At 72.7% G+C, this 18,104-nt stretch carries 13 protein-coding genes and 1 pseudogene; 6 read left to right on the top strand and 8 right to left on the bottom strand.

Annotation, left to right across the window (positions count from 1 at the left end):
- Window positions 1–17 precede the first annotated feature (17 nt).
- Both ACQFYA_RS01405 and ACQFYA_RS01410 read right to left on the bottom strand, forming a co-directional pair.
- Window positions 18–1,226, bottom strand: coding sequence for an MFS transporter (locus tag ACQFYA_RS01405; RefSeq protein ID WP_499120816.1), 1,209 nt, complete (start codon window positions 1,224–1,226; stop codon window positions 18–20).
- Entirely contained in the window at window positions 1,226–1,873 is a 648-nt protein-coding gene (locus tag ACQFYA_RS01410; RefSeq protein ID WP_499120818.1) for a GntR family transcriptional regulator, read from the bottom strand. The genes ACQFYA_RS01405 and ACQFYA_RS01410 overlap by 1 nt, the downstream gene beginning before the upstream one ends.
- 101 nt (window positions 1,874–1,974) lie before the next feature.
- Here ACQFYA_RS01410 and ACQFYA_RS01415 point away from each other — a divergent pair, with 101 nt between their 5' ends.
- Window positions 1,975–5,721 carry a TM0106 family RecB-like putative nuclease gene (locus tag ACQFYA_RS01415; protein WP_499120820.1) on the top strand — a complete coding sequence of 1,249 codons (3,747 nt, stop codon included), beginning with the start codon at window positions 1,975–1,977 and terminating at the stop codon, window positions 5,719–5,721.
- Here the strand turns inward: ACQFYA_RS01415 and ACQFYA_RS01420 are convergent.
- Together ACQFYA_RS01420 and cspE are read right to left on the bottom strand one after the other, a co-directional pair.
- Window positions 5,718–6,503 carry a hypothetical protein gene (locus ACQFYA_RS01420; RefSeq protein ID WP_499120823.1) on the bottom strand — a complete coding sequence of 262 codons (786 nt, stop codon included), beginning with the start codon at window positions 6,501–6,503 and terminating at the stop codon, window positions 5,718–5,720. The genes ACQFYA_RS01415 and ACQFYA_RS01420 overlap by 4 nt on opposite strands.
- Window positions 6,504–6,634: 131 nt before the next feature.
- Window positions 6,635–6,838, bottom strand: coding sequence for a transcription antiterminator/RNA stability regulator CspE (gene cspE, locus ACQFYA_RS01425; protein ID WP_079576569.1), 204 nt, complete (start codon window positions 6,836–6,838; stop codon window positions 6,635–6,637).
- Window positions 6,839–7,153: 315 nt separating this feature from the next.
- Here cspE and ACQFYA_RS01430 point away from each other — a divergent pair, with 315 nt between their 5' ends.
- From ACQFYA_RS01430 to ACQFYA_RS01450, 5 genes and pseudogenes are all read left to right on the top strand, one after another.
- Window positions 7,154–8,008, top strand: a complete 855-nt coding sequence (locus tag ACQFYA_RS01430) for an aldo/keto reductase (protein WP_499120826.1) — start codon at window positions 7,154–7,156, stop codon at window positions 8,006–8,008.
- Window positions 8,009–8,248: 240 nt separating this feature from the next.
- On the top strand, window positions 8,249–9,535 hold the full coding sequence (locus ACQFYA_RS01435) for an ABC transporter substrate-binding protein (RefSeq protein WP_499120828.1): 1,287 nt from the start codon (window positions 8,249–8,251) through the stop codon (window positions 9,533–9,535).
- A gap of 292 nt (window positions 9,536–9,827) precedes the next feature.
- The gene (locus ACQFYA_RS01440) at window positions 9,828–10,790 is read left to right on the top strand and encodes a type IV toxin-antitoxin system AbiEi family antitoxin (RefSeq protein WP_499120830.1); all 963 of its coding nucleotides are present in this window, start codon (window positions 9,828–9,830) and stop codon (window positions 10,788–10,790) included.
- A gap of 514 nt (window positions 10,791–11,304) precedes the next feature.
- Window positions 11,305–12,476 (top strand): IS3 family transposase gene (locus ACQFYA_RS01445; RefSeq protein ID WP_499120832.1). Its coding sequence is split into 2 segments (ribosomal slippage): window positions 11,305–11,583 and window positions 11,586–12,476, totalling 1,170 coding nucleotides; the frame shifts between segments, so codons are not numbered across the junction.
- 33 nt (window positions 12,477–12,509) lie between these two features.
- Window positions 12,510–13,544, top strand: a pseudogene (locus ACQFYA_RS01450) (IS30 family transposase); the annotation flags it as partial.
- 54 nt (window positions 13,545–13,598) lie between these two features.
- Here ACQFYA_RS01450 and ACQFYA_RS01455 read toward each other — a convergent pair.
- The 4 genes from ACQFYA_RS01455 to ACQFYA_RS01470 are packed head-to-tail and all read right to left on the bottom strand — an operon-like array spanning window position 13,599 to window position 17,871.
- Window positions 13,599–14,378, bottom strand: coding sequence for an ABC transporter ATP-binding protein (locus ACQFYA_RS01455; protein ID WP_499120833.1), 780 nt, complete (start codon window positions 14,376–14,378; stop codon window positions 13,599–13,601).
- A complete protein-coding gene (locus ACQFYA_RS01460; protein ID WP_499120836.1) occupies window positions 14,375–15,382 on the bottom strand; it encodes an ABC transporter ATP-binding protein in 1,008 nt (335 codons plus the stop codon). Before ACQFYA_RS01460 ends, ACQFYA_RS01455 begins: the two co-directional genes overlap by 4 nt.
- Complete coding sequence (locus ACQFYA_RS01465) at window positions 15,372–16,373, bottom strand: branched-chain amino acid ABC transporter permease (protein WP_499120838.1); 1,002 nt, start codon at window positions 16,371–16,373, stop codon at window positions 15,372–15,374. Before ACQFYA_RS01465 ends, ACQFYA_RS01460 begins: the two co-directional genes overlap by 11 nt.
- 13 nt (window positions 16,374–16,386) lie before the next feature.
- Entirely contained in the window at window positions 16,387–17,871 is a 1,485-nt protein-coding gene (locus tag ACQFYA_RS01470; protein ID WP_499120841.1) for a branched-chain amino acid ABC transporter permease, read from the bottom strand.
- Between the last annotated feature and the right edge of the window lie 233 nt (window positions 17,872–18,104).

Consider the following 18,104-nt stretch of genomic DNA (forward strand, 5'->3'; position numbering starts at 1 on the left):
TCGCCCGCGACCGCCCCTCAGGACTGCGGGAGGTGCTTGCGGTAGTGCGCCAGGACGACGACGGTCGAGACGACGCCGAGCGCGACGAGGACGGTGAAGAGCTGCGCCGTCGTGAACGGCGGCGTGATCGCGGCCATCACCGCCGGCGCCAGGAACCCGGCGTAGGCGACGGCGTAGAACACGCCCGTCAGGCCGGCGAGGTCGCGCCGGCCCGCGATGCGCTGCACCTCGAGCAGCCCGGACGACAGGCCGACGCCCATGCCCGCGCCGCCCACCACGGCGGCGCCGACGCCCCACCACAGCGACCCGGACGTCACGACCAGCCCGACGCACGCCACCGCGACGGTCAGCACGGCGGCGGCCACGGTGAGCCCGCGGGCGCTGTCGACGGCGTCGAGCCGCTTGGCGGCGGGCTGCACGACGGCGGCCACGCCCAGCGCGACGACGGTGAGCAGCGTCGCGTACGCCACCCCGAGGTCACCGGCCTGCTCGCGCAGCAGCACCGGCGCGTAGCCGTAGGTGAGGGCGGCGACGGCGAAGATCCACGGCGCGACGACGAGCACGACGCGCCGGAACCGGCGGTGCGCGGCCGTCGGCACGCGCAGCTGCGCCCACCACGGGCCGTCCACCCCGCCCGTGGTGCTGGTCTCCTGCACCCGACGCACGAGGAGGAGGAACGGCGCGGTCACGACGAGGTGCACCAGGTACGGCAGCTCCTCGGGCCAGGGGCCCCACTGCGCCAGGCCGCCCGCCACGAGCGCGCCCAGGCCGGAGCCGAGGGTGAACGCGAGCGACGCGCGCCGGGCGCCCGAGCCGGCGTCGGCGGACCGGTCGAACGGCGTCTGGGACAGCTCCTTGAGCCAGCTCGTGCCGACGGCCATCGCCGTGCCGACCGTGATCCCGGACAGGAGGCGGCCGACGTAGATCGGCACCGGGCCGAGCGCGCCGAACGCGAGCACGGCGCTGGCCGCCATCGCGGACACGACGGCGACGAACATCACCGGGCGCCGGCCGTGCCGGTCCGACAGCGCACCCGCGACGAGCAGCGCGGGCGCCAGCCCGAGCACGTACACGCCGAGGAACGCGTTGACGGTGGCGTCGCCGTAGCCGTGCACGTCTTCGTACATGAGCAGCACGGGGCTGAACTGGTTGCCGGCCCACGAGCACACGAACAGCGTGCCGAACACGCCCTTCCACCCGCGCAGGCCGGTCGCGGCGCCCGGCATCAGAGGATCCCCCGGTGCCGGCGGACGTGCTCGTGCACGACGTCGCAGAGGGCGTCGGCGTCGCCGCGCTCGACGGCGGCGAGCATCTCCTCGTGGTCGGTGAGCGAGGTGGCGACCATCTCCGGCCCGACGTGCAGCAGCTGGGCGCGCAGCCGGTGCTGCTTGTCGCGCAGCAGGTCGTAGAGCTGGACGGCGGTCTGGTTGCGCGACGCCGCCACGAGCAGGGCGTGGAACTCCCCGTCGGCGCGGACGAACGCGTCGACCTCGCCGTCCGCGGCGGCCTTGCGCTGCGTCGCGACGTTGGCCCGCAGCGCGTCGAGGACGGCGGGCGCGGGGGAGCCGTGCGCCAGCGCGCGGCGGGCGGTGGAGAGCTCGATGGCCTCGCGCATCTCGAGCACGTCGCGCGCCTCGTCCGGCGCCATGGGCAGGACCGCGGCCCCCCGGCGGGGCGCGACGGCGAGCAGCCGCTCGGCGTCGAGGCGCAGGAAGGCCTCGTGCACCGGGGTGCGGCTGATGCCGAGCTCCGCCGCGACGTCGCCCTCGGACAGGAGCCGGCCGCCGGGAACCTCCCCCGAGAGGATCTTCGCCTTGGTGTGCTGGTAGGCGCGCTCGGCCGCGCTGAGCGACGCCGTGGGGGAGGAGGTCACCCGCGGCACCCTAGGTTGCATCCAACTTGCATGCAAGGTGGCTCCCGCGTCGTCGCCGGCTCCCCCGCCTCGGTGTCGGTCGCCGCTGGTAGACCGGGGACATGTTCCTCCTCGACGCCGCCCGCCCCGCCTCGGAGCCCACGGTGGTGCACTCCGCGAGCGACCTCGTCGTGGCCGCCGGGTGCGAGTTCCGCCTGCTGCGCCGCCTGGACGAGCTGCTCGGCCGCGCGCCGCGCCGGGAGCGGGAGGCCGACGCGATGCTCGCGCGGACGGCGGCGCTCGGGGACGCGCACGAGCGCAGGGTGCTGGACGAGTACGTGGCCCGCTTCGGCCGCGCCGCCGCCGGGGCCACGGGCGGCGTGGCCGAGGTGAAGCCCGCCGCGCGGCTCACGCGGGAGGCGCTCGAGGCCGCGCACGGCGCCACGCTGGCCGCCGTCGAGGCGGGGGCGGACGTCGTCGCCCAGGCCTCGTTCTTCGACGGCGAGTTCCACGGCCGGGCCGACTTCCTGCTGCGCGACCCGCTCGGCGACCCGGAGGTCCGACCGGGCCGCCCGGGGGAGCACGTGGCCGCCGCGCTGCCGCGCTACGCGGTGCTCGACACCAAGCTCGCGCGCCGGGCCAAGGTGACGGCCCTGCTGCAGCTCGCCGCGTACGCCGACCAGCTCGCGGCCGCGCGCGTCGACCCGACCGACGCCGTGCACCTGGTGCTCGGCACCCGCGTCACCAGCTCCCACCGGCTCGCCGAGCTGCTGCCCGTGCTGCAGCAGCGCCGGGCGCGGCTGCGCGACGTCGTGGCCGCGCACCGCGCCGACGACGGCCCGCTCGCGTGGGGCGACGAGCGCTTCACCGCCTGCGGGCGGTGCGAGGCGTGCACGGAGCAGGTCGCCGCGCACCGCGACGTGCTGCTGGTCGGCGGCGTGTACGAGGCGCAGCGGGCGCGGCTCGTCGCGGGCGGCATCACGACGATCGACGCGCTCGCCGAGGCCGAGCAGCCGCCCGAGGGCATGCCGGCCCGCAGCTTCGAGCGGGTGCGCGACCAGGCGCGGCTCCAGCTCGGCACGAGCGGCGGCGACGGCGAGGTGGCCTACGACGACCACGGCGAGCCCGCCGTCATCCGCTGGTCGCTGCCCGACACCTCAGCCGTGCGCCGGCTGCCGCCGCCCAGCCCGGGCGACGTCTTCTTCGACTTCGAGGGCGACCCGCTGTGGTCCGACCCGCAGGGCGAGCAGTGGGGTCAGCAGACGGGGATCGACTACCTCTTCGGCCTGGTCGAGCGGCCCGGCGCCGAGGGGGAGGCGCCGCCGTTCCGCGCGTTCTGGGCGCACGACCTGGCGCAGGAGCGACAGGCGCTCGTCGACTTCGTGGACTACCTCACCGAGCGCCGGCGCCGGTACCCGGACCTGCACGTCTACCACTACGCGTCGTACGAGCGCGTGCACCTGCTGTCCATCGCCGCCCGGCACGGCGTGTACGAGGAGGAGGTGGACCAGCTGCTGCGCGACGGCGTGCTGGTGGACCTCTACGCCGTCGTGCGGTCGTCGCTGCGGATCTCCGACCGGTCGAAGTCGATCAAGAAGCTCGAGCCGCTCTACATGGGCGACGAGCTGCGCTCCGGCGACGTCACCACGGCCGCGGCGTCCGTCGTCGCCTACGCCGAGTACACGGCGCTGCGCGACGCCGGCCGCACCCAGGAGGCGGACGGGCTCCTGCGCGGCATCGCCGACTACAACCGCTACGACTGCGTCTCCACCCTGCGGCTGCTCGACTGGCTGCGCGGCGCCGCGGGCGTCGTCGACGCGCGCGCCTCGTCGGTCGACGCGGGGTTTCGACAGGCTCAACCGGCGGAGGCGTCGGTCGAGCCTGTCGAGACCATGCCGCGGGTCTCGCCGGTCGAGCCTGTCGAGACCACGCCCGCCGCCGAGGAGACCCCTCGCCAGGCGGCGGCCCGCGAGGCGCGCGAGCGCCGGCTGGCGCTGGAGGCGGAGGTGCGCGACCGCGTCGGTGAGGACCGTGGCGCCCGCGACGACGAGGCCGAGGCGCTGGCGCTGGTCGGCGCCGCGCTCGGGTACTGGCGGCGCGAGAGCAAGCCGTTCTGGCACGAGCACTACTCCCGGCTCGAGCTGCCGACGGACGAGTGGCAGGGACGTCGGAACACGTTTCACGTGGAACGCGCGACGGTGGTCCGGGACTGGGCGCTCGAGGACGGGCGGCGCGCGCCGGCGCGTGTGCTGGAGCTGGTCGGTCGGCTGCCCGAGGGGTCGGAGCTGGTGGTCGGGGCCGAGCCGTTCGTGCTCTACGACGCCCCCGCGCCCGCCGCGGTGACCGTGCCCGCGAACGCGGTGCGCGGCTTCCACGGCCGGGCCGCCGTCGTGGACGCCGCGCGCCGGGCGACGGAGTCGGGCGAGCGGGACGTGCTGGTGCTGCGGGAGCAGGTGCGGGTGGGCGTCGAGCCGTTCGACGCGCTGCCGATGGCGCTCACCCCCTCCATCGGGCCGCGCGCCGACCCGCAGGAGCAGGCGCTCGAGAACGTGGCGCGCCGCGCCCTGGCCGGCTGGGACGCCGACCGGTCGCTGCCCGACGGGCCGGCCGCCGACCTGCTGCGCCGCCGGACCCCGCGCCTGGCCGGGGGCGGTCCGCTGCCCGACGTCGTCGACGACGACTTCACCGCGGCGGTGCTCGCCGCGACGCGCGACCTCGACCGTTCCTACCTCGCCGTGCAGGGTCCGCCCGGCACCGGCAAGACGCACGTGGGCTCGCGCGTGATCGCCGCGCTGGTCGCGGAGGGCTGGCGGGTGGGCGTCGTCGCGCAGTCGCACGCCGCCGTCGAGAACATGCTGCGCGCTGTCGTCGAGACGGCGGGCGTCCCCGCGGAGCGGGTCGCCAAGAAGCGGCAGGCCGACGGTGGGTCGCCCACGGCGGTCTGTACGGAGCTGCCGGGCGAGGACCTGGCCGAGTTCGCCCGGCGCGGCCCGTGCGTGGTCGGTGGCACGGCGTGGGACTTCGCGCACGGGGAGCGGTGGCCCGACGAGGGCCTGGACCTGCTGGTCGTCGACGAGGCAGGGCAGTTCTCCCTCGCCGCCACGATCGCCGTGGCGAGGTCGGCGCGGCGGCTGCTGCTGCTCGGCGACCCGCAGCAGCTGCCGCAGGTCAGCCGGGGTCGGCACCCCGAGCCCGTGGACGTGTCCGCCCTCGGCTGGCTCGCCGACGGCCGCGACGTGCTGCCGCCCGGCCTCGGCTACTTCCTCGCGCGGTCGTGGCGGATGCACCCCGCGCTGTGCGAGGCGGTGTCCCAGCTCGCGTACGAGGGACGGTTGCGCGCCCACGACACGGCGGCCGCGCGGCGGCTCGACGGCGTCGCCCCCGGCGTGCACCACGTGCCCGTCGAGCACGCCGGCCGCAGCGTCGCGTCGCCCGAGGAGGCGCAGGAGGTGGTGCGGCAGGTGACCGGCGTCGTCGGGCGTGGCTGGACCGCCGGCGCCGGCCGGCCGGAGCGCCCCCTGGAGCCGCGGGACGTCGTCGTGCTCGCCGCCTACAACGCGCAGGTGTGGGCGGTGCGCCGCGCGCTCGACGCCGCCGGGTTCGCCGACGTCCGCGTGGGCACCGTCGACCGGTTCCAGGGCACGGAGGCGCCCGTCGCGATCGTCACGCTCGCCGCGTCGTCCCCGCTCGACGTGCCGCGGGGCACGGGCTTCCTGCTCTCGCGGCACCGGATCAACGTGGCCGTCTCGCGCGGGCAGTGGTGCGCCATCGTGGTGCGCTCGCCGGAGCTGACCGACTACCTGCCGCACAGCCCCGAGGGGCTGGGCCGGCTCGGCGCCTTCCTCGGGCTGTGCGAGCGGGCGGTCTAGAACCCGCCGAAGTCGCCGCCGCCGAAGTCGCCACCGAAGTCGCCGAACCCGCCGCCCGCGTCGCCGCCGCCGTCGTACCCCGGGTCGGCCCCCGCCGCCTCGGTGTACCCGGCGTCCGCGGAGCCCGCGTCGCCGCCGGTGTCTCCGCCGGCGTCGCCCGTGTCCGCACCGGCGTCGCCGCCCTCTGCGCCGGCGTCGCCCGCGAAGTCCTGCGACGGGTCGCCGAAGGCGGGGCCGAAGAGGGCGTTGGCCACGGCGGAGCCGATCACGACACCCGCCACGGTGCCCAGCATGCTTCCCCCGACCATCGACCCGAAGCCCGGGCCGCGCGCGCCGGCGCCGCCCTGTCCGCGGAACGACTGCTCCAGCGTGCCGGGGTTGCGCATCTCCGCGCGGGTGGCCATGCGGGCGAGGGACTGCGGGTCGTCGGTCGTCGCGCGCTCGGACGCCGGGAGCCCGGACCCGAGCTCGTCCAGCACGCGGCGGCGCTGCTCGGGCGTGAGGCGCGCGAACGCCTCGGCGTGCGCCTGCTCGACGGCGTCCGGCGGCGCGGTGCGCAGCAGGTAGCGGTACCGCTCGACCGCCACCTCGTCCGGGTCGCGCTGGGCCGCCGCCGCGCCCGGGACGGGGCGGTCGGCGGGCTGCTCGTCGGGGTGCGGGGCGTAGCCGTGCTTGCCCGGCGCCTCACCGGCGTGGGTCCGTCCGTAGTCGGGCCGCCCGGGCACGCCGTGGTACGAGCGCTCGTCGCGGGTTCTGCCGAGGAGTCGGTCGAGGAGTCCCATGCAGGGTCAACGCCGACGGACCGGGCGTCGTTCCCGCGCCGACGGCGGGAACGACGACGGCCCGCACCCCGACGAGCGGGGTACGGGCCGTGCGACTCACGCGGCCGGCGTCAGCCGACCGGGAGGCGAGATCAGAGCGGGCGGACGTTCTCCGCCTGCGGGCCCTTCGGGCCCTGCGTCACGTCGAACTCGACGCGCTGCTCCTCGTCGAGGGACCGGTAGCCCTGCGACTGGATGGCAGAGAAGTGGACGAACACGTCAGCCGAGCCGTCCTCGGGGGCGATGAAGCCGTAGCCCTTCTCGCTGTTGAACCACTTCACGGTTCCGGTGGCCATGCTTACTCCTTCAAGAGGTGTCGACGACCTCGACCGTCGAGATCGCGCATCACGGTGAATCGTCGTCAACTCTTGAAACCAAGGTCCGCCGGGTGGCCGCGTCAGTCCTGACGACGCGACCGCCGTGGCGCAGACGGGGGACCGTCCGGTACGAGCGAGGCACTGCAACGGGCACAACGGTACGCGAGGGCGAGCATGGGCACCAGTGTTCTCGCCCAGCCTGTCCACAGGATGAGCACACGGGTCGACGCCCTGGTGGGCCGGGCGGACGGAACCGCGGGCGCGCGGGCGGGGTGGGTCGGTACACATGGAGTCATGACCACCACTCCCGTCCCCTCCCTGCCCCTGTCCGACGGCGTCCAGATCCCCCAGGTGGGGCTCGGCGTCTTCCAGGTGCCCGACGACGGCACCCAGAAGAACGTCGAGCAGGCCCTCGAGCTCGGCTACCGGCACGTCGACACGGCCGCCGCCTACTACAACGAGGCCGGCGTGGGTGCCGCGCTGCGGGCGTCCGGCCTGCCGCGCGAGCAGGTGTTCGTCACCACGAAGCTGCGCAACGGCGACCAGGGCTTCGAGCAGGCGCTGCGGGCCTTCGAGGACTCCCGCCGGGCGCTCGGCGTCGACCAGGTGGACCTGTACCTCGTGCACTGGCCGGTCCCGGGCCGCGACCTGTACGTCGAGACGTGGCGCGCGTTCGAGAAGCTGCTCGCGGAGGGCGCCGTGCGGGCGATCGGCGTGTCGAACTTCCTGGTGGAGCACCTCGACCGGCTCGTCGCGGAGACCGACGTCGTGCCGGCCGTGAACCAGATGGAGGTGCACCCCACGTTCCAGCAGGTCGCCGTGCAGCAACGCTGCCGCGAGCTGGGCATCGCCGTCGAGGCGTACTCCCCGCTCGGACGCGGCGCGGACCTCGACGCGCCCGCCGTCGTCGCGGCGGCTGCGGAGCTGGGGGTCACCCCGGCCCAGGCCGTGCTGCGCTGGGCCCTCCAGCAGGGCCGGGTCGTGATCCCCAAGTCGATGTCGGCCGAGCGCCAGGCCTCGAACCTCGACCTCTTCTCCTTCGAGCTGTCGCCCGAGCAGGTGGCGTCGATCGACGCCCTGGAGTCCGGCGTCGAGGGGCGGACCGGGGCCGACCCGGCCACGGCCTCGTTCACGCAGTTCCGCGACTGACGCGAGCGCCCCGACGCACCGCCCCGCCCGCACGGCGGCCGCCCCGGAACGCACCGTGCCGGCCGCCGTCGTCGTCTCCGGCACCGGTTGCCGCGGGCGAGTGTGACGCAGATAACAGGTTCGTCACGATCTGTTGCGAGTGACCCGCGCGACACGTACGCGACATACAGTCTCGCTACGTTCAGCGGCACTGAATGCGGTGTTGAGCCGCGAATGTCCTACCTCCAAAAGGGGAACAGCATGATCCGACGCAGTACAGCCGCCAAGGGCCTGGCCCTCGCGGCGGTCCTCAGCCTTGGCCTCACGGCGTGCGCCTCCTCCGACGGCGGAGGAGACGAGAGCAGTGAGGGGGGTGGCTCCACCGAGCCCCTGAAGATCGGCACGATCCTCCCGGTCACCGGCACGCTCGCCTTCCTCGGCCCGCCGGAGATCGCGGGCGTCGGCCTCGCGGTCTCGGACATCAACGCCGCGGGCGGCGTCCTCGGCGAGGACGTCACCGTGGAGCCGGGCGACTCGGGCGACAGCACCGACCTGTCCGTCGCGAGCGGCACGGCCACCGACCTCATCGGCAAGGGCGTCTCGGCCGTGATCGGTGCCGCGTCCTCCGCCGTGACCCTCGGCGTGGTCGACCAGTTCGAGGAGGCGGGCATCATGCAGATCTCGCCCGCGAACACCGCCGCGGACCTCTCCGGCTACGGCGACTACTTCGCCCGCACCGCCCCGCCGGACACGGTGCAGGGCGCGGCGCACGGGTCGCTCATCCTCGACGACGGCCACTGCAAGATCGGGTTCCTCGTGCAGAACGAGGCGTACGGCACGGGCCTGCGCGACGTCATCGAGGACACGGTCACCGCGGGCGGCTGCGAGGTCGTCTACGGCGGCAACGGCCAGGGCAACGAGTTCGCCCCGGGCGAGACGAACTTCGGCGCCCAGGTGACCGACCTGCTCGCGCAGAAGCCGGACGCGATCTCGATCGTCGCCTTCGAGGAGACGGTCGCGATCGTCAACGAGCTCGTCGCGCAGGGCTGGGACTTCGACGGGTCCACCTACTTCGTGGACGGCAACCTGTCCAACTACGGCGACAAGTTCGACAAGGGCACCCTCAAGGGCGTCAAGGGCACCCTGCCGGGCGCACAGGCCGACGACGCGTTCCGCGACGACCTCAAGGCCTGGTACTCGGAGAACGAGGACGGCGAGCTCGAGGACTTCTCGTACTCGGCCGAGTCGTACGACGCGACCGTTCTCGCCGCGCTGGCCGCGGTGAAGGGCGGGGCCACCGACGGCGAGACGATCTCGAAGAACATCAAGGCCGTCTCCGGCGCCGAGGACGGCGCCACGGAGGTCACCTCGTTCGAGGACGGTGTGAAGGCGCTCGACGCGGGCGACGAGATCAAGTACGTCGGCAAGTCCGGCATCGGGCCGCTGAACGACGCCAACGACCCGTCGTCGGCCTTCATCGGCATCTACGAGTACGGGGCCGACAACACGTACACCTTCACCAAGGAGATCGAGGGCACCACGGACTGATCTCCCACCGGTCGGGGCCCAGCTCCTGCCCGACGGCACGGGACGACGGCCCGGACGCTCACCCGAGCGTCCGGGCCGTCGTCGTCCGCCGAGGTAGTCCGAATCTCCGCGAGGTAGTTCGATCGGGCGCGAGGTAGTTCAGATTCCGGCGAGGTAGTTCAGATTCCGGCGAGGTAGTTCGAGGACGGGGCTCCGGGTTTCGGGGCGCCCGAGCCTGCGCACGGGTGCGCTCTGTCCACAGGTGCCCGAGCTCTCCGCGATCGCTGGCGCCCGAGGACCGAAGGTCGAACCCATGAGAGAGGCCGACCACGTCCCGGCGATCCGACGCATCACCGGGATCCTCGACGCGATGCACGCCCCGGGTTCCCCGTTGCGGAGCATGTGGACCGCCGACGCCGCCCACCCGCCGATCGTGCCGGAGGCCTTCGAGCTCGCCCGGGGCGACGACGCCGGCGCTCCCGCGCGGTCGCACGAGGGCGTCATCCTGGCGGGCGTTCGTGGACTCATCGAGGGCACCGACGCCCCGCTCTGGTTCAGCCACGAGGCGGCCGCCATGCTGCACGGGGCGTGGACGTACCGGACGCCGGAGCTCGTGCACCTGACGCGCGAGTGGAACCCGCACGTCGACGAGGAGGTCGAGCCGCACGTCCGGCGGCACCACACGCCGATGCCGGCGCAGGACCGGGCAGTGGTGCTCGGCGTGCCGGTGACTTCCCTCTCGCGCACCCTGGTCGACTGCATCCGCACCCTCCCGCGCGACGGTGCCCTGGTGGCGTGCGACTCGCTGTTCCGTCTCGGTGCCGAGCCGGCGGAGGTCTCACGGATCATGACCGCGTCGCGCGGGAAGCGCGGGGTCGTGCAGGCGCGGCAGATCCTCGACCTGTGCGACCCGCGGTCCGGATCGCCGGGCGAGACCGTGACGAGACTGGTGGCGGCCGACGCCGGCCTCCCCCGAGCGGACTGCCAGATCGAGGTGGAGACGGCGCGCGGCACGTACTTCGTCGACCTGGGGTGGGAGGGCGTGCGCGTCGCCGTCGAGTTCGACGGAGACGTCAAGTACTCCGGCGACGAGCGGGGCGACCCGGAGACCGTCCGTCGTGCCGAGGCAGCGAGGCAGCAGGCGCTCGAGGCCGCCGGGTGGATCGTCGTGCGAGTGCGCTGGGAGGAGCTCGACGACCCGATCGCGCTGGAGCAGCGACTACGCGCCGCCTACCGTGCCGGGCGGCGTCGCGCCCTGCTGGGGCTGATCGCCTGACGCCAGTCCGATTCCCTTTCGCGCGCACGACGACGACGACGGCGACCGCTCGGCCGAGCGGTCGCCGTCGTCCTGCGTCGTCCCGCCGAACTACCTCGCGGGGAGCCGAACTACCTCGCGGGGGGGCTGAACTACCTCGCGGGGGGCTGAACTACCTCGCGGGGGGCTGAACTACCTCGCGGAGAAGTGAACTACCTCGGCGAGGTCCGGAGGCGGTCTCAACCGATCATCGCAACACCTCGACGTGAGGGGTGTTTCTGGTGGTGCGTGGTGGTGTTGCGGTGCCGCGGGCATGGCGGCGGGTGTTTTGGCGGTCGTTCCTGGATGTCGGGGATGTGGGCGTGGCTGCCGCGGTGGCGGGCGTGTCTGCGCGCACGGCGCAGGACTGGATCGCGCAGGCTGGCGGGGTGCCTGATGCGGATCTTCGCGCGCCCACGGGGCGGTTGGGTCTGCTGCACGAATAGGTGACACCTGACCTGTGGTGCCTGCGGGCGCTGCTGGAAGGATGTGTCCCGTGCCCAGACCCCATCCCAAGGAGTTCCGCGACGACGTCGTGGCGATCGCGCGCCAGGGCGAGACCCCGATAAAGCAGGTCGCGAAGGACTTCGGCATCTCCGAGTCGTGCCTGCGCAACTGGCTGCACCAAGCTGACGTCGAGGACGGCGCCAAGCCTGGCGTGACGAAGGACGAGTCGACCGAGCTGCGCGAAGCCCGCAAGCGTGTGCGGCTGCTGGAGCAGGAGAACGAGGTCCTGCGCCGGGCGGCGGCGTACTTCGCCCAGGCGCACCTGCCGGGAAAATGACCTACCCGCTCGTCCGTGAACTTGCTGCTGACGGTGTCCCCGTCGCGGTGACGTGCCGGGTCCTCAAGCTCGCCCGCCAGCCCTACTACCGGTGGCTCGCCGCACCTGTGACGGCCCGGGAGCTCGAGCAGGCGCACCTCGCGAACGCGCTGTTCGACGCCCACCGCGATGACCCTGAGTACGGGTATCGGCTGCTGGCCGACGAGGCCCGAGACGCCGGCCACATCGCGTGTGACCGCACGATGTGGCGACTCGTGCGGGACGGGCGTTGGTGGTCGGTGTTCGGCAAGAAGCGCTCGAAGAACGGCAAGAAGCCCGGCCCTCCGGCGCACGACGACCTCGTCCAGCGGGACTTCACTGCCAGTGAGCCCAACGCCTTGTGGTTGACGGACATCACCGAGCACCCGACGACCGAGGGCAAGGTCTACCTGTGCGCGATCAAGGACGTGTACTCGAACCGGATCGTCGGCTACTCCATCAGCGACCGCATGAAGTCGAGGCTGGCCGTCCAGGCGCTCGAGAACGCCGTCGCCAGGCGCCGGGTTGACGGCGCCGACGTGGCCGGCTGCATCGTGCACAGCGATAGAGGCAGTCAGTTTCGAAGCAGGAAATTCCTCGCCGCGCTGCGTCGTCACGGCCTGGTCGGCTCCATGGGGCAGGTCGCCTCCGCAGGCGACAACGCGGCCATGGAGTCCTTCTTCTCGCTGCTGCAGAAGAACGTCCTGGACCGGCGTCTATGGACGACCCGCGAGCAGCTGCGCATCCGGATCATCACCTGGATCGAACGCACCTACCACCGACGCCGCCGCCAGCAGCGCCTCGGACGATTGACCCCCATCGAGTACGAAGCCATCATGACCACTCAGGTCGCACTCGCCGCCTGACAACCGCTGTCACCTATTCGTGCAGCAGATCCGTTCTTGTCGTTCGCCGAGCGTGAGCAGATCGGTCTGCTGCATGCCGAGGGCAGATCGTGTCGCCAGATCGGACGCTGGTTGGGGCGGTCGGTCTCGACGATCAGTCGCGAGCTGCGTCATCGCGGCCGGCGGGCGTCTGACGGGCGGTACGTGCCCTCGATCGCCCAGGCTGATCGTGATCGGGCCGCGGCCCGTCCCAAGCACGGCCAGCGCAAGATCGTGGGCGACCCGCGGCTCGCTGCGTATATCGAGGCGCGGCTGGACGGGCGGGTGCGCCCCGACAGCGGACGGTCCCGGGTATGGAGCCCGCAGCAGATCGCGAACCGGCTCAAGGTCGACTTCCCCGATGATGAGTCCATGCGGGTCAGCCACGAGACGATCTACCAATCGCTCTACGTCCAGGGCCGCGGCGGACTGCGCAAAGAGTTGCACACCGCGCTGCGGACCGGCCGGGGGCGGCGCCGCCCCCGGGCGCAGGCCCGCGCGAACCAGCAAGGACGCCGCGTCGTGCCGCCCGAGGTCCTGATCAGCGAACGCCCCGCCGAGATCGCCGACCGGGCCGTGCCCGGACACTGGGAGGGCGACCTGATCATCGGCACCGCGAACAAGTCCGCGATCGGGACGCTGGTCGAACGCTCCACCCGGTTCGTGCTGCTGCTGCACCTGCCCCACGGGTACGCCGCCGAGCAGGTCGCCGAAGCGATGCGCACCAAGATCCGGGACCTGCCCGAGCACCTACGCCGCACCCTGACCTGGGACCAGGGCCGGGAGATGACGCCCAACCTCGGTCACGACATCGGGTTCACCGACCCGGTCGACCTGTACTTCTGCGACCCGCACTCGCCCTGGCAGCGCGGCACGAACGAGAACACCAACGGGCTGCTGCGTCAGTACTACCCCAAGGGCACCGACCTATCGGTCCACCCCGCCACCGACCTCGACGACGTCGCCGAAGCCCTCAACACCCGACCCCGACAAACCCTCGACTGGGCCACTCCCGCCGAGAGACTCGCCGAGCTAATCTCGACCACCTGACCAACCGGTGTTGCGATGACCGGTTGAGACCGCCGGACTACCTCGGCGGGCGGGTCACGGCTCCTCGGCGAGGGTGCCGAGGTACAGGGAGATGACCTTCGGGTCGGCCTGGAGCTCGCGGCCCGTGCCGGTGTACGCGTCCTTGCCCTGGTCGAGCACGTAGCCGCGGTCGCAGATCTGCAGGCAGCGGCGCGCGTTCTGCTCCACCATGACGACGGACACGCCGGCCTTGTTGATCATGCGGGTGCGCAGGAACGTCTCGTCCTGGCGGACGGGGGACAGGCCGGCGGACGGCTCGTCGAGCAGGAGCACGGACGGGTTCATCATGAGCGCGCGGGCCATCGCGACCATCTGACGCTCGCCGCCCGACATGGCGCCCGCCCGCTGGCTGCGCCGGTCGTGCAGCACGGGGAACAGGTCGCCGATGAACGACCACCGCTCCTCGAAGACCTTCGGGCGCAGGTAGACGCCCATGCGCATGTTCTCCTCGACGGACAGCGACGGGAAGACGTTGTTCGTCTGCGGCACGAACCCGACACCGCGGGCCACGAGCGAGTTCGCCTTCATGCCGGTGATGTCCTGGCCCTCGAGCGTCACCGTGCCGGAGTAGACCTTCACGAGCCCGAACAGGGCCTTGAGCAGGGTGGACTTGCCGGCGCCGTTGGGCCCGATGATGCCGACGAGCTCGCCCTTGGCGACCTCGATCGAGCAGCCGTCGAGGATGTTCACCCCCGGGATGTAGCCGGCCACGAGGTTGTCGGCCCGCAGCAGCAGCTCCTTGTCCTTCGGGGCGCCGGTCGCGGCCTCCCCGGGCAGGATCGCGGTGTCGCTCATCGCTTCTCCTCCTCGGCCTCGAGCCGGGCCAGGATCTCGGGGTCGAGCAGGGAGTCGTCCCCGAGGTCGGTGTCGTGGTGGGCTCCCAGGTAGGCGTCGACGACGGCCTGGTCGTGCATCACCGTCGCGGGCGGCCCCTCGGCGACGATCCGTCCCTCGGCCATGACCACCACCCAGTCGGAGATGTGCCGCACGGCGTGCATGTCATGCTCCACGAAGAGCACCGTCATGCCCTCGTCGCGCAGCGCCTGCACGTGCCCCAGCAGCGACTGCACCAGGGCGGGGTTCACGCCCGCCATCGGCTCGTCGAGCATGATCATCGTGGGGTTCGTCATCAGCGCCCGGGCCATCTCGAGCAGCTTGCGCTGCCCGCCGGACAGCGACCCGGCGTAGTCGCTCGCCTTGGTGTCGAGCTTGAACCGGGCGAGGATCTCCATCGCCTTCTCGGTGGCGGCCTTCTCCTGCGCCTGCCAGGTGAACGGCAGCCACGACAGCCAGAACCGCTCGCCGGGGTTCTTCGGCTCGGCGAGCAGCATGTTCTGCAGCACCGTGAGGCGCGACAGCGCCTTGGTGAGCTGGAAGGTGCGCACCATCCCGGCCTTGGCGACCCGGGCGCCGCTCTTGCCCTGCAGGGACCGGCCCTCGAAGCTCCAGGTGCCGCTCTGCGGGGTGTCGAAGCCGGTGAGGAGGTTGAAGAACGTCGTCTTGCCGGCCCCGTTGGGGCCGATCAGCGCGGTGATGGCGCCGCGCTGCACCTCGAGATGCTTGACGTCGACGGCCGTCATGCCGCCGAACCTCCGCACGACGTCGTCGGCCACGAGGATCGCGTCGGGCTTCGAGGAGCCGACGACGGGTTCGACGAGGGCGAGGTCGTCGAGCGCCTCGGCGGCGGCCTCGGAGGTGGGCGCGGCGGCGGCGGCCGCCGCCGCGTCGACGACGGACTCGGGCTCGGGGGAGGCGCCGGGCTCGTCGGTGGACGGGTGGGCGGACATGTCAGCGGACATTGAAGGCCAGCTCCTTCTTGTTCCCGAGGATGCCCTGCGGTCGGAAGATCACGAGGAGCATCAGCGTGACTCCTACCAGCATGCCGCCGATCTGCTCCACGTTGGTGGTGGTGATGATGTCGCCCACCCCGGTGTTCTCCGCGAGGGCGCGCATCCCGGTGCGCATGAGCATGTAGGCGCCGAAGAAGACCATCGCGCCGAGCACGGGCCCGAAGACGGTGGCTGCGCCGCCGAGCAGCAGGACGGTCCAGGTGAAGAACGTCATCGTGCGCCCCATCGCGTCGGGCGCGATGGTCAGCGGCAGCACGTAGACGACGCCGCCGAGGGCACCGAGCATGCCGCCCAGCACCAGCGACTGCAGCTTGTACGAGTACACGTTCTTGCCCAGCGCGCGCACGGCGTCCTCGTCCTCGCGGATGCCCTTGAGGACGCGGCCCCAGGGGCTGCGGGTGATGAGCCAGACGAAGACCAGCACGAGGGCCACGACGGCCCAGGCGAAGATCCGCGTCCACCAGGAGTCGGAGCCGGTGTTGATGTACTCGAGCGGCCCGATGACGGTGCGGCCGTCGGGCAGCGGCGACAGGTCCTGGAACGTGCCCTTGAAGTCGCGGCCCTGCAGGCCGGAGGCGCCGCCGGTCCACTCCTGCAGCCAGGTGGACCGGCCGATCCACCGGATGATCTCGGCGGCGGAGATGGTCACGATCGCGAGGTAGTCGCCCCGCAGCTGCAGGGTCGGGATGCCGAGCACCAGCGCGAACAGCAGGCCGGCGGCGAGCGCGACCAGGAGCGCGAGGAAGAACGGGGCGCCGGCGATGGTCGCGATGCCGAAGCCGTACGCGCCGAGCAGCATGAAGCCGGCCTGGCCCATGTTGAGCAGGCCCGTGTACCCGAAGTGCAGGTTGAGGCCGATCGCCGCGATGGCGTACGCCGCCGTCGTCGGGGCGATGAGCTCGGCGAGCGACTGGGTGAGGATTCTGTAGAACTCGTCCATGGTCGGTCTCCCTTCAGCCGATCCGCTCGCGGCGGCCCAGGATGCCCTGCGGCCTGATCAGGAGCACGAGGATGAGGATCACGAGCGCCGACGCGTACCGCAGGTCGCTCTGGATCACGAGGTTGGACAGCTCGACGACGAGGCCGATGAGGATCGACCCGACCAGGGCGCCGAACGCGGTGCCGAGCCCGCCGAGGGTCACGGCGGCGAACATCAGCAGCAGGAGCTGCACGCCGAGCTGCCAGTTGAACGACCCGTACGAGATGCCCCACATGAGCCCGGCGAGCGCCGCGAACCCGGTGGCGAGGATCCAGACGATGCGGATCACCTTGTCGGGGTCGATGCCGGTGGCGGAGGCGAGCGCCGGGTTGTCCGACACGGCGCGGGTGGCGCGGCCCAGGCGGGTGCGGGTGAGGAACAGGGCGAACCCGACCAGGCAGACCAGCGCGACCGCCATCGAGATCCACGACGTCGTGCTGAGCGTGATCCCGGCCAGCGTCAGGGGCCGCGGGTTGCTCGAGAGGATGCGCTCGGACCCGCCTCCGATGAGGAGCTGGATGACGTACTGCAGCGCGATCGACAGGCCGATGGTCACGATCATCATCTGCATGACCGGGGTGCCCCGGCGCCGCAGCGGGCGCCAGATGGCGGCGTCCTGCGCGAGGCCGGAGAGCGCGCAGATCGCGATGGTCACCAGCCCGCCGAGCCAGATCGACATCCCCCACTGGTTGATGGCGATGAAGCCGAGCGCGGCGCCGAGCGCGAACTGCTCGCCGTGCGCGAAGTTCGACAGCCCCGTGGTGCCGAAGATCAGGTTGAGCCCGATCGACGCGAGCGCCAGGAGCAGCCCGAAGCGGATGCCGGAGCCGAACTGCTGCCACACCTGGGCCCAGGAGAAGGCCTGCGCGGACGCGTCGCCCTCCGGCGCCGTCCCCACCCCCTCGTCGGTGGTGGTGGTGCCCGTGCCGGCGTCGGTCCCGGTGCCGTCGTCGCCGCCGGGCGCGGCGCTGGTGGCCTCGCTGGTGGGGCTCGGCGCGGCCGCCTCCCCGCCCACGCGGAACGCCGCTCGTCCGGTGCCGCCGGTCTGCGCGGTGACCTGCAGCTCGGTGGGCGCGCCCTCGGGCAGCTGCTCGTCGGCGGGGAGCGAGGCCGGGTCGAGCGTGACGGTGTACGCGCCGACCTCGGGCACGGCCACCGAGGTGACGGCGTCCGCGGTCGTCGTGACGGTGGCGCTGAAGTCGCCCGGCCCGGTGATGGTCACCTCGGCGTCCGCGATGCGGTCGTTCGCGTCGTTCAGCACGAGGACCGCGACGCACGCGGTGCCGGCCTCGGGCTGACAGTCGGTGGCCACGTCGGACGCGGCCGTCATCGTTCCTGCGGCTGGTGCGGCGGCGAGGGTGTGCGCCGCGGTGTCGGCACCGGGGGTCGCCTGCGCTGGTGGCGTGGCGAACACCGCTGGTGCGAGGGCGATCGCGAGCGCTACCACGGTGCGGCGCATCACGACCCCCCTGGTGGGTCGGTCCGTCGTCATCGGCCGGGTCCTCCGTAGGTCGTGTCGTTCCCCGGGCGAGCCCGGGGTTCCACCCGCTCACCCCGTCGATGCAGGGACACTAAAGGGCCCATGTATCCGCAGGGTTTCGCGAGCGTGCCGCGAGTGTAGCCACGAAAATGTGACCCACATGACAGATCCAGGTCACAGTCGTGCATCACGCGGGTGGAACCCGGCCGGGG

Source organism: Promicromonospora sp. Marseille-Q5078, assembly GCF_050315395.1.
GTDB lineage: Bacteria > Actinomycetota > Actinomycetes > Actinomycetales > Cellulomonadaceae > Isoptericola.